General features: G+C 55.8%; 12 protein-coding genes. 8 read left to right on the top strand and 4 right to left on the bottom strand.

Translation table 11 applies throughout. The features are described 5' to 3' along the window. The 4 genes from ACESMT_RS14560 to ACESMT_RS14545 all read right to left on the bottom strand — a co-directional run. Nucleotides 1–2,345, bottom strand: a 2,345-nt coding sequence (locus ACESMT_RS14560; RefSeq protein ID WP_372827312.1) for a hypothetical protein, incomplete at its 3' end; no start/stop codon positions are given. An 8-nt stretch (nucleotides 2,346–2,353) separates the two neighbouring features. After that, nucleotides 2,354–2,617 (bottom strand): hypothetical protein, encoded by a 264-nt coding sequence (locus tag ACESMT_RS14555; RefSeq protein ID WP_372827311.1) that lies wholly within the window; start codon nucleotides 2,615–2,617, stop codon nucleotides 2,354–2,356. Further along, a complete protein-coding gene (gene terL, locus ACESMT_RS14550; RefSeq protein WP_372827310.1) occupies nucleotides 2,614–4,155 on the bottom strand; it encodes a phage terminase large subunit in 1,542 nt (513 codons plus the stop codon). Before terL ends, ACESMT_RS14555 begins: the two co-directional genes overlap by 4 nt. Then, a complete protein-coding gene (locus tag ACESMT_RS14545) occupies nucleotides 4,148–4,894 on the bottom strand; it encodes a hypothetical protein (protein WP_372827309.1) in 747 nt (248 codons plus the stop codon). The genes terL and ACESMT_RS14545 overlap by 8 nt, the downstream gene beginning before the upstream one ends. A 536-nt stretch (nucleotides 4,895–5,430) precedes the next feature. On the opposite strand from ACESMT_RS14545, the gene ACESMT_RS14540 reads away from it, so the two are divergent. The 8 genes from ACESMT_RS14540 to ACESMT_RS14505 all read left to right on the top strand — a co-directional run bounded on the left by ACESMT_RS14540 (nucleotide 5,431) and on the right by ACESMT_RS14505 (nucleotide 12,158). Continuing rightward, complete coding sequence (locus ACESMT_RS14540; RefSeq protein WP_372827308.1) at nucleotides 5,431–6,102, top strand: hypothetical protein; 672 nt, start codon at nucleotides 5,431–5,433, stop codon at nucleotides 6,100–6,102. Nucleotides 6,103–7,280: 1,178 nt separating this feature from the next. Beyond that, nucleotides 7,281–7,949, top strand: a complete 669-nt coding sequence (locus tag ACESMT_RS14535) for a hypothetical protein (protein ID WP_372827307.1) — start codon at nucleotides 7,281–7,283, stop codon at nucleotides 7,947–7,949. A gap of 280 nt (nucleotides 7,950–8,229) precedes the next feature. After that, nucleotides 8,230–9,306: a hypothetical protein gene (locus tag ACESMT_RS14530; RefSeq protein WP_372827306.1), complete on the top strand. Its 1,077-nt coding sequence runs from the start codon at nucleotides 8,230–8,232 to the stop codon at nucleotides 9,304–9,306. A 51-nt stretch (nucleotides 9,307–9,357) separates the two neighbouring features. Next, nucleotides 9,358–9,555 carry a hypothetical protein gene (locus tag ACESMT_RS14525; protein WP_372827305.1) on the top strand — a complete coding sequence of 66 codons (198 nt, stop codon included), beginning with the start codon at nucleotides 9,358–9,360 and terminating at the stop codon, nucleotides 9,553–9,555. A gap of 19 nt (nucleotides 9,556–9,574) precedes the next feature. Next, the gene (locus ACESMT_RS14520) at nucleotides 9,575–10,336 is read left to right on the top strand and encodes a hypothetical protein (protein ID WP_372827304.1); all 762 of its coding nucleotides are present in this window, start codon (nucleotides 9,575–9,577) and stop codon (nucleotides 10,334–10,336) included. Continuing rightward, nucleotides 10,333–10,521: a hypothetical protein gene (locus ACESMT_RS14515; protein ID WP_372827303.1), complete on the top strand. Its 189-nt coding sequence runs from the start codon at nucleotides 10,333–10,335 to the stop codon at nucleotides 10,519–10,521. The genes ACESMT_RS14520 and ACESMT_RS14515 overlap by 4 nt, the downstream gene beginning before the upstream one ends. A 1-nt stretch (nucleotide 10,522) precedes the next feature. Further along, nucleotides 10,523–10,828 (top strand): hypothetical protein, encoded by a 306-nt coding sequence (locus tag ACESMT_RS14510; RefSeq protein ID WP_372827302.1) that lies wholly within the window; start codon nucleotides 10,523–10,525, stop codon nucleotides 10,826–10,828. Next, entirely contained in the window at nucleotides 10,812–12,158 is a 1,347-nt protein-coding gene (locus ACESMT_RS14505) for a VWA-like domain-containing protein (RefSeq protein ID WP_372827301.1), read from the top strand. The genes ACESMT_RS14510 and ACESMT_RS14505 overlap by 17 nt, the downstream gene beginning before the upstream one ends. Nucleotides 12,159–12,283: the final 125 nt, after the last annotated feature.

Raw genomic sequence — 12,283 nt, 5'->3', positions numbered from 1 at the left:
GCCGTAGCCCCGACTTGCAGCGCCGCGATCTCGATCTGGGCGTCAATGCGGGCTTCTTCAACCCGAATCTGGTCGGCTTTTGCCGCAGCATCAGCCAACTGCTTCTGTTTCTTGAGCTGCAACTCCCCTTTCTTGATCTCCAATTCTTCCAACTGCATCTGGATCATCGGGTCTTGCTGGTTCTTCTGCGCCTGCTGCTGCGCGGCCTGTGCTTGGCTCTGCTGCAGTAAGCGCTGCGACGCTTGTGAGGCCAACTGTGCGACGTGGGCCGCAACATCCGGGGCCATATTCTTGGTTTCTTCTTCCGTAGGCAGTATCAGGCCCAGCTGCTGTTCGATCTGCTTACGGTACTCGTACCCAATGTGCTCGTTAACGTGCGCCATCAGGGCCGCCATAATCGCCGGGGCCTGTGGGTTGTTCTGCATGAGCGCCAGAATCTTGGGGTTCTGCGACGCAGACATGTGCACGGAGATGTGCGCCTGATGGTCCTGTTGGATAAACGCCTTGACTGGTTTACTGGTGAGCAGGTTCTGGTTCTCCTGCACCGGGTCTACCGGTGTTTGGTCCTCTTCGATCGGCACCAGCTTCGCGGCGTTTTTGATGCCCAACACCTCGATCATCTGGCGGTGTAATAGCGGGAGGTCGTACAGCTGCGGGGCAGTCTGCGCTAACTGCAGTGCGGCTTGGTACTGCACGATCTTCTGCGCCATCGTCGCGGCGTTGGGGTCACTGACCGGGATGACCTCCACCATGTCATAGTCGCTCTTCTTGGCTTTGCGCCCGCCTTCTTCTGGCTCGTAGTCGTACTCTTCGGGGGTGTAGTCCGCGATGATTACCTTGAGCAACTTGAACTCTTGCCGCATCGAGTAGTGCATCCGCGCCTGTACTGCCCCCATCACCTTCAACATCCGCTCGAGAATGGCCAGTGTCGTGCCCACGGGGGCTTGTGCACTCATGTCGCTGACACTCATGTCGCCCGCTGATGCGAACTGCTTGCCTTCCTGCACAATGTTCTGGAACAGAGCGAACAAAACTTGGCTCGGCTCCTTGTACGGGAGTGGTAGTATATTGTCGCGGATGCTTCCTGAAGGCACATCTACGTCTCGGAACTCGCCCGGCTGGATCGGCGTGTCGTCGCCCTTGATCCGCAGACCCCGCGACTTGAGGCCGCCCGGCAAGTTAGACAACGTACCCGCGTCCACCAGCTGCCGAATAATCATGGTCGCACTCTTCGCGTACCCACCGATGAGGTGGATCAACCCATACCCGTAAAAGCCGAACCCGGGGATGTACTGGTAGTGGACAAAATGTTGCCGCTTGGTATTCAGCTCGTCCTCTTCATACCAATTGCGCCGGATCGCCAGCACTTTGCGGGAGCCCTTCTCCAACGTGACGACGTAGGGCAACGCAATGCCCGTCTTCACACCCTTCTTGTTCTTGTGCTCGAAGCCCGCCAAGTCTATATCCACGTGCATCTCGAGAATACGGAACCGGTCGTCCTGTATCGCCGACATACCCATCTCTTCAGCCTTCTGCTTCTCGATGTCATCGAGCTCCATGCTCGGCTCCCCGAGGTCTATATCTGCATAAAACCCGGCTTCTTGTAGCTTGAGCACCTCGTTCTGGGTCTTGCGCATCACGTGCGTAACGCGCTCGGCAGACTCCAAATTACTCGCCCCGTACGGCACCACGATGTCCTCGGCGGGGATAAACACCGCGACTTGGCGTCCCTTGGCCGGGTCGTAATAGACTTTCTTGAACGCGCTGCCCGCTATAGGCAGTGACCACAACAACTTCTCATGTTCAGGGCGGTACTCCACCATCACCTCGGTGAGCTGGTAGTTCATATCCTCACGAACACGTGTGGCTGCCTCTTCCTTCTTGGGGGTGTCTTTGCCAAGAATCTGCGTCTTCACAGGCCCCGCTGCGGGGAAGGTCTCCATGATCCCCTCGCTCTGGAACCGCACAACGCTTTCGGTCAACATGGGGTGGAACACACCACAAGCACCACTCCACGGATCTGTGCGCTCCTCATACTTCAAACCAAGCAACTTCAAGCCCTCAACATAGGTCCTGATCCAGTCCTTGCGATCCATGTTGTCTTTATCAAACTCGTCGATCAGGTCTGTCCCCAAGCTACTCAAATCACGCTCATCCATGAATTCCGCCAAGTTCGCCGCGAACGTGTCGGCGGTGTCCTCCCCATCGGGGGACAACACAACAGACAACTCCCCCATACTGATACTGACAGACTCAGGGTCCTCGATCTCTATCTCTATGGGTGCACCCATTTCCTCCATGGGCATACCTTGGGGGGCTGTGTATAAACTTTTGTCGATCGCCATGATATGTCCTACCTTTTAAATGTTGCCCGGTTAGTCTTCACGTCATACTTAAACGCGGAGACCGGCTTATCTGTTCGTTTAGAGGCCCGATCCTTGGCCCGCTCCTCGGCTGACATCGCGTTGCGCTTGGCGCCTGCTTCCGTGAATGTCTTGCCATCAGCTTTAAGGTGGCCACGGTCCCGCAAGATTTGAATAGCCATCTCCCGGTTACCCACCTGCGCGGCGAGCCGGTCGATCAGCTGGTTCTTACCCGTAAATTGCTGTGTAGTCATACTGTGTAGTACCTCTCTTTGCGATGGCCCTTAAACCACTTGACCTCTTCGGGCTCATCGGTCGGAAGCCGGAGAAACCCACCAGCCCTGAACCGCATGAGCGCGAGCGTCGTAGCGTCAACCAAGTCATCATGCTCGCCCGACGGGAACGCAGCCACCTCATCCACCAGCTCTTCCGCCCACCGAGTTCGTGGAATCCACACCTTGCCACTGGCGATTATGTCCGAGACCGAGTTCAAGCGGGCGATTTTGTCCTGCCCCTTGCCCGGCGTGTACTCTTGCACCGGAATCCCCATCGCCCGCAGGTCATAGATAAGCGGCGCCCCCGACGCCTTCTTCTCCACAATCAACGCATCAGGCTCATACTCCTTGTACTCCCTGAGCACGTCCCGCTTCAACTCCGGAAACTCCACCCGCTTCTTGTACGTATTGAGCAATATGATATTCGGCGCGAAGTTGTCCATCTCACACGCGAAAATCCCCCACGTCGTGCCCGCTGAATAGTCAGCCCGCTGTGTCTTCTCAAACGCCGTGTCCCACGACTGCAGTATAAAGTCACATTTCGGCGGCTCGTCCTTCTCCCACCACTTCCACCAATCCCGCTTGATAATCGCCGACTCATTGCCGATGGGGTTCTGCTGGTACTGCGCCTGCCACTTGGCGTTGGGCAACTCCTCTTTAAGCGCCGTCAGCTCCTCCATTGCCCAAAACTCTGGCCACAGCGGCTTGCCCGACGGCAGAATAGCCGGGAACTCGATCACATCCCACTGCTCGCCGCCCCGGGCAGCCGCCGCCTTGAGCACCTGCCCGGTCAAATCCCGGAGCGCCCACCGTGTCATAACAACAACAATAGCCCCGCCCGGCTGCAACCGCTGCCGTGGACCCGACGTATACCACTCCGTCACCTTGTCAAACACATCCGGGTTGCTCGCAGCGAGCGCCGCCTCCTGTTCCGAGTGCGGATCGTCAATAATCAGCACGTCCGCGCCCTTACCCGTCACCGTTCCGCCCACACCGATCGCGAAATAGTCGCCACCCTTGCTGGTATTCCACCGCCCGGCGGCCTTTGAGTCCTGCTGCAACTGCAAATTTGGAAAAATGTCCTTATAAACGTCCGAATCCACCAGATTTCGCACTTTACGACCAAAACCCACTGCCAATTCCGCCGTATTTGAGCACTGGATCACCTTCTTGTGTGGAAACTTACCCAAAAACCACGCTGGCAACAAATAAGAGGCCATTTCCGACTTCGTATGCCTCGGCGGCATGTTGATAATCAGCCTTTTACACTCCCCGCTGGCGATGCGCTCAAACGCCTTGGCCATAATCTTGTGGTGCCGCCCCAAAATGAAGCCCGGCCACACTTTAAGTGCAAACTCCATGAACTCGTTGCGGGCTTTGTCCTTCTCGCCCAGCTCCACCCGACTCGCCAGCTTCTTCAACACCTTTGCCTTCTCCTCCGGCGGCAAATTGGGCAAGTTCGCAATCAGCGACTCCAGCTCCTGCTCAATAGCGAGAACTTCCGTCTCTTCACGCATTGGGCACCGCCTCGCTTTGGGTTATGGCGGGCTCGGCGGGCATCATGGGCATGATGTCCTCAACTACCTCGACCACTTCAAGCTCCTTCGACAGCCCAAACTCTGCATCCAAATCCACATCTATCGCGCTCGCCCGGCCCCCATACAACCGCATCAGCTTCCTCACGTTGTCCTTGATTGCCTGATCCAAATCTGAGCTGTTGTTGTATGTAACGCTGATCTCTGTCTTCTCAGCAAACAACCCCACGTCGCTGATCTTGCCCAGCATCTCCGTCGCCTTGATCTCAATCTTTGGGTCGCCACACGACGCAAGGTCCAGCAACTTGTTCGTCACTACCAACCGCAGCTGTGAGGCATCGGCAACAAACTGATTGTTATATTCCCGCAACATGTTCGTAATGCGGTCTGCTACGGGCAGCTCGTAGAGAGCCAGTGCGGTTGGCGGGGCCGGAGGTAGGGGTTTGCGGGGGCGGCCCCCCTTGTTTTTCGGGGGCGCATCCGTTTTTGGGGCGCACGTAACTTGCTGAAACTGTTCCGCCGCACGGGCAGCGAACTCTTTAAACACCTCGTCCGCTTTGTCTTGCGCGTCAGGATCATCATCAACTTCGGCACCCAACGCCTTCAACACCTCGGCGGTGTTGGACGCAATCTGCATGTTCTCGCGCAGGGTCGATGCCCGCTCCGGCTCTAGCGAGTCCGGATACGGCACAGTCTTATCAGGTGTGATATGTAGGCTCATGGAGGAAAAGGGGCACTCCGGCGTTGAGGTAATGTGCGCAACTGTAGCAGGGAAAACATGGGGGCCGCAAGTTTTATTTTTGGGACTCCTTGCCGGGGGGTGTTTCTGGGGAGCTATGCCCGCTTTGCTGGGTGGGGAAAATATAGGGGGTGGGGGTGGCTAAAAATATATACCCCGGGGGGGGGCACTTTTTAATTTCGCCCGCCGGGTGTCCAACTCATAGTGTATGGTATTGGGACTCCGATTTTCCGTGTTTGGGGGGTGGGGGGTCTGGTTCCGGGGCTGGCTGTATCGTCGATGGGGTTGTCGGGCCAGATAATCGGGTGATTCTCACGCTGCGGATAATCAATAGGTCATGATATAGGCGCGAGTATCTCGGCGCCATGTATATAGATAATACCCTGTGCGGTTTTCCCCTATTATCTAGCAATCTGTCATAATACAAATATGGAACGGCGGCTGTCGTGCGCTCCATGGAATTACCCTTTGGTCGGGGGTATTTCCTTCTAATGACTATTCCTTATTTGGAGTGCTTTATGTCTAATGTTAATGTGTTGGTTGCTGCGCCTGTAAATGTCGCGGCTGGTGTCTTGGCTGTCACGGCAATGATGCTGCATGGGAAACCCGCTGCTCAGCTTGATGATAGTATCATCCAGCTCGGTTTCGATTCCTGCAAAGCTCATAGTGCTGGCGAAGCTGCTGAGCGTACGATGGCACAGTGCCAAACGGCGCTGTACGATATGGTGAACGGCTTGAACTATACTGCGTTCCAGTATGTCCGGGCACAATTCATAGTAGGCGGTGTGGATAGTGGCAAGTTAGCTGGAGCAGCTGAGCAAGTCTGGGACAAACAAGTCAATGGGATTGTGAAATCCTTTGACTTCAAGCGCCCAAAGTCTGAGGCGAAAGATGCCGTGCGTAAGGCTGAGCAGGCGGCGAAACGTGAGAAAGATTTCGGGCTGCTGAGTGACGCGGAAATTGAATCGAAAATCGATGCCCTGATAACCTTGGGCGATACTGCATCGTTGAAGTCGGCGACAAAGTATGCTGCTGAGGCTGATAAGAGGAACAAGCCGGTTCTTGATGCTGAGGCCGTTAGTCGCAAAGCGCTAGTCGAGAAAATCACGCTGCGTGTGCGTGAGGTTGCCAAAGCAAACTGTGCCAACGGCGATAACCTGCTGACTCAAGTCGCGCTGCTCTTGGGCTAAGCTGCTCTGCCCGCCATGTAATTCTGCATGGCGGGCTTTTTTTTGTCCAGCTTTTTTGGTGACCTCTGCCCGCTGTGCCCTGCGCACGGCGGGCAGTTTTTTTTGGCCCGAATTTTCTGGCCAGAAAATTGAGACCAGTTATATGAACGGGGTAGGCTTGGCGGGCGCGGCGGAATTACCCTTGGGCGAAGGGTATTTCCTAGCGGGCGTGGTTCTCTAGAATCACGCGATGGGTCGAAACCAGTTATATGAACGGGGTAGGCTTGGCGGGCATCGCGAGGTCATGCCCGCCTTATATCGTTTTATGTCTAAGAGCGCGAAGGTTTTCTGAGCGCGGAATATCCGCGTAACCGTAGGGTTATTGATAGGTCATGCCCGCCTCGCCTTAGATACCAGTTCCCCTTACGATCGTGTGAGGCTCGGAGGGGTGCACGGAAATACCCTTTGGCGAAGGGTATGTCTGTTTTGCACCACACTTTTGGGGGGCCGAGGTCGCCTCGACAGCCTCGCTAGTGTATAAAATGCGGGCAAAGCGGGCTTACTTTATCAAACACCGACCTGCCTCTTTTTTAAGCAGCGTTTACTGTATCAAAAAGTCCTCACAGTCAAGCCTTTGACTATCCTCGCGGGCGTCGGGTGGTGAAGCGGGCGAGAAAACAGGGCCAAAAGAGCCCAAAATGAGCCTAAAACTAAGGGTAAACCCTTATAAAAATCAATGGTAAATACACAGGCTATGTTATCATCCAGAAGCTTACTTTATCAAACATGCAACAGCCCCCAGAGGGGCAGACGCCCGTAAGTCCATGATAAATATAGCTTATTATTATTATTATTTTAAAGATATATATATATGATAAAGGATGTATTGCAATGTTCCAGAAATTTGAAACAGGAGAGCGGTTCTAGGAATTTGCCGTTTGTATAAGAATAAACTAGCGTTTGGCCTCCAGTTTCCCGCCGCCGCCCGCCCACTCTCCCTGTTCCAGAAATCGTGAACATTGCAATGTATTCTTTATCAAAGGCCCGCAAACCCGCATGGTTATTGACTTCTGCTTTTGCGTATGATACAGTAAACCACCCAAAAGACATTAACGCACTTGTTACGTTACCTTAGGGTAAACCCTAACCCACGGAACCCCAACACGTGGTTCTCAACTTTTTCTATGATTGGACCTACCATGACTAAGTACCGTGATGCCGAGGACCTCATCGGCAACTGCAAGATAGAGGAGGGTTGCATGATCTGGCAATATCGCAATCCGCTGTGGTTTCCGGGCTCGGGGGTCTCACCCCCTACCGCGCTCATAAGCCCCAACAACCCGCTGGCGAAGATGCTGAACACCAACTCGGTGGCCCGCATCTTGTTCACCTTGTGCCGGTTTGTGCCCGCCAGCAGCCGCCTCGTCAAGCGGTGCACCACTCCGTTCTGCGTGAATCCGTTCCACCATACGGAATCCCGCGCTGTTCTCCAGCAGCGTAAGGTGCAGATGCATAAGGGACGCGACCCAAACGCGCTCCTACCATCGCAAGAGTCCCGGCTCCATCTCATCCTGAACCTGCCCAAAGGCGTGACGCTGGCGTCGCTGGCGCCGAAAGACCCCGAGATTCTGGGTGTGCTTATGTTGTCAGCCAGCATCTCGGGCTTCGACGGCAAAGGTATCCACAAGTCCATGCTCCGCGACTTCGACGTACCGCAGGCAGACTCACGCAAGCCGGTGCTGACTATCCGCGCCCGCCCCGTCGAGAAGCCAGCGGTACCCGACGAGGGGCCCGAGGAGAGCATGGACGACTTCTTTGCGGGCATCGAACGGAGCCTCACAGCGCGTGGGATTGGGGTCAAAACCTAATAGGCGGCCTATTAAACCAAAGCGCAGAATTGGTGCCTAAAACGCGGAAGGGGTCTTGACATAGTCAAGTATCTGTGCTAAAATGTACTTTGTACATTGGTGATTGAGCGGGCACCTAGTACAGGCGCATCCCGCGCCGTGGAAATACCCTTCAGCGAAGGGTATTTCCTTAACTTAGTCTAACTACCTTTATTGGAGATTACAAATGAAACACCCACCAGAGACTCTACATGCTAGGGAATACGATAACGCTTACCAGTCACACATCAAGGAATAAATCATGTCAGAATTATCATTTGGCCGACAGGTCAACTTCACAGAGACCGTCGATATCATCCTCAACTCGGGGCAGAACTCGGTGCACTTGACGGGCGAACCGGGCATCGGCAAGACAGCTATCCAAGACGTGCTTGTCGAAAAGACGGGATATCGGAAGGTGTACATCGACGGGCCGAACACCGACGTGGGTCAGGCGGGTATGCCCATACCCAACCACGCGACGCGTACGCTGGACTTCTATCCCGCTGACCATTACGGGCTGCACCTCGACGCGCCGCAAGTCATCATGATCGACGAGTGGACAAAGACCGACGACTACGTGCGCAACACCCTGCACCCGTTGTTGCACGAGCGTCGGCTCGGCACATTCAAGCTGCACCCTAGTACTATAGTGTTCACAACGGGTAATATGGACGGTGATGGGGTGGGCGACTATGCCAAGGCGCACACGCGCAACAGGCAGACGTGGCTTACCTATATGAAGCCACCTGCCCCTGAGTGGCTGACTTGGGCGATCAACAACGGTATCTCGGGCGAGGTGCAGGCGTGGGTGACCGAGTACCCGCACTGTCTTGCATCCTACATGGACGGCGGGCAGAAAGAAAACCCGTACATCTTCAACCCCTCGGATGCCTCACAGACAGCGTTTGTCTCGCCGCGCTCGCTGGCCAAGGCTTCGCATTGGGTGGACGTGCGCGACCGCATGACGGAGAACTCCCTGATTGCCACGTTGGACGGCACCATCGGCATGGCGGCGTCGCGGGACTTGCAGGCGTACATCTCCCTTGCTGACCAGCTGCCGACAGCGGTGGCCATTGAGAAGAACCCCGACACGGCGTTGGTGCCTAGCAGTCCCGCTGCGCAATGCATCCTCGCGTTCAAGGCCGTGGCCCTCTGCACCCGCGAGACGTTCGCGGTGTGGCTGCGCTATGTCAAGCGTATGCCGAAAGAAGCACAAGCCGTGTTCATCAACATGGCGCTCGAGAGCAAGGCCAAGCGGGGCTGGGTGCTTGTGCATCCCGCGTTCGTCACGTGGGCCCGCGAGAACCAGTACATGTTCGCCGGACTTAAGGGATAAACCCTTCGTCGAAGGGTAATTCCATGCTCAATTTAACCAAGGAGAAATTGAATGACTGACACAGATACAAGCAAGTACATGTTCTTCATCGAACTGGAGGAGGGCGAGGTCGTTGAGTGGCGCGGGTTGACCCTCGCCAAGGCCAAGCAGATGAACGCATGCACATCACAAACATACCCGGGCAACGTGAAGCGGTTCGGGTGGGAAGTCATAAAGGAGACGTCATGCACGTGGCCCACATGCACGTAATCAACCAAGGAGAAAGAATATGACAACGACATACACACAGCTACAACTGCACCTGAGCAGGTACGAGTACAAGCGCGGGCAGTACACGGGGGACGCGCCAGCGGACTACCGCCGCCGAGCGAAGAATAACTTCCGGGTGAGGAAGTTTGTGAGCGAGGACGCGTTCGGTATCAAGTTTTACAACGCCAACCTCATCACGGCATACCCGAACGGGGACATCGTGATCGACTGCGCGGGTTGGGGTAACAGAGTAACCACAGGCGCGGCGATGTACTATGCACTGAGTAAGTTCGGGGCAGCGCCGATGGGCTTCGGCTCAGGGAAATTCATGGGGCTGAGCCAGTTGTTCTTGTCCCTGCCAACTGGGCGCGTTGTCTATTACGACGGCATACGCCTCAACGAGGCGGGGGAAGTCATCAGTGAGCTGCGCCAATTCAAGAGGAAGCAGATAGACAAGGTGAAAGTGAAAGCCCTCAACGAGGGCATGGCCGAGAGTGGGTTCAAGGATGTGTTCCGGTTGTTGCATAGCACGGTAACGCCGGAGGACGCGAGGTGCACTAACCGACCACCGCCAATAGTGGAGGTGCTGACTAGCAAAGAACACGCGGAGCACTGGCCGACTGTGATCGCGCAAGCGGCGTTCTTCAACTACAACCGCTGGTACCAGCCCGCTGTAGAGGGCACGGGCGCAGAGACATGGGCGCGGGTTATGAACGCGGCCAAGTCGAACATGTACGAGGTAATCGAGACGGACATAACCAAGATAGGAGAAATGAAATGAAAATAACCGTTGCACTGAAAAACACCGATTGGGTATTGTTGCGCAAGCAGAAGGCGTTCCTTCTGACCTTTGATGATGATCTGTCTAGTGGGTTACTCCACTTCATAGACGCTATCCAAGACGCAGCGGTGGCCGACGGTATCGCTACTGAGGTTGAAGTGTTCGGCCCACAAGAGGAGAGCTGAAATGAAACTAATAAAGTACGGTACTGAGTGGTGGGTCTTGCATGACGACGGGGCGATTGAGCGCCCGGGTCTAGGGGTGCCCAATGCTGCAACTTGGTGTGTTGTTGGCGCAGTCGAGCGCAACAACTTCGGGCATGCAACCAAGCACTACTCGCTGGTTGATGTGCTCACCAAGGATATCCCATGGCGGTTCCTGAACGGCAAGCAGCGGGTCTACATACGCGACCGCGACCACGGCACGTTGCGTGAGTGGCGCAACTCACATCATTTGATACACACAGGAGCACAAAATGTTAGCACTACGTAGCAAACTGACCGCTGAGCAGCGGGTCGAGCTTGTCCATGTGAGTCTGATGCGTCACAAGAGCTTTGCCTTGTTCGCGGGGCTGTTCATGGTGGGCAAGACGACCATCACGGACCGCCCGATCACGGCGAACACCAACGGGCGGGACGCGCAGTACGGGCGCGGCTTCGTCAGCGAGCTGACCGACAAGGAGCTGGCCTTTCTCATCATGCATGAGAATATGCACAAGTGCTATAGGCACTTAACTGTGTGGCGTGCGCTATACAAGGAGAACGGGCGCTTGGCTAACATCGCGTGTGACTACGTCATCAACCTCCAGCTGGTGACGATGGACCCGAACGAGACGGCTATCGCTATGCCACGCAATAAGGAGACGGGGGAACTCATCGGGGTCATCGACGCACGGTTCGCTGGTATGGACAGCAAGCAGGTGTTCGACATTCTCAAGGAGGAGTGCAAGGGTGGCGGTGGCAAGAAATCTAAGCCGGGCGGGGGTCAAAAGTCTGATCCGGGACAGGGAGAGCCCGGAGAGAAAGAAGGGGATGAGGGTGAAGAACCCAGCGATGGGAAAAACCCTGAAGGCGAGGGTAATTCCGCTGACGGCGGGCTTGGCACCCCTGACGGCGGCCTTGACACCCATGACTGGGACGGCGCGATGGACGGCATGAACGAGGACGAGAAGAAGGAACTCGAACGTGACATTCAGCAGGCGTTGCGGCAGGGCGGCATCTACGCAGGGCGGGTGGGGGGCACCATGCCACGTGAGATCGGTGACCTGCTCAAGGCCAAGGTCAACTGGCGTGAAGTCTTGCGGCGCTTCGTGCGCACGTCACTCAAGGACAGGGACTCCGTGTCGTGGCGCAGGGCGCACCGCAACTTCCTGTGGCAGGACGTCATCCTCCCTAGTATTCTAGGGAAACGGATGAAGCACCTCGTGATAGCCATGGACACGTCGGGTTCTATACAAGGGGAGCTGCTGACTGCGTTCCTGTCTGAGATGAATCAGATCGTGAAGGACGTAGGCGCGGAGCGCATCGACATCATCTATTGGGACGCGGCTATCGCGGGGCACGAGACGTACAAGGGTACGGACACGAGCATCGTGCATCGCACGAACCCTCGAGGTGGTGGGGGCACCGACCCGGACGTGGTCGTCGACTACATGCTGGCGAAGAAGCTGAAGCCTGACGCGCTTGTGATTCTGTCGGATGGATACATGCACAGCAACAAAACGAAGTGGGCGGGCATGACTAAGCCCACGCTGTGGTGCATCTTGGGTAACGAGGGGTACGAGGTGCCCTGTGGTCAGAAACTAATCATTAAGGAGAACTGAAATGGACAATCAATTTATTCTGTGTGTCGGGGACAAGCGGTTCCTGATGAATTTGGACGAGGCTATGCAGATAGCCACGACGCTCAACTCGTGCCAGCGCGTGGAGTCGGCCTACATAAGGAACG

The organism is Polaromonas sp. (assembly GCF_041689105.1).
Lineage (GTDB): Bacteria > Pseudomonadota > Gammaproteobacteria > Burkholderiales > Burkholderiaceae_C > Polaromonas.
Note: the sequence above shows the minus strand (reverse complement) of the source record. Positions and strands in the feature narration are given on the sequence as shown.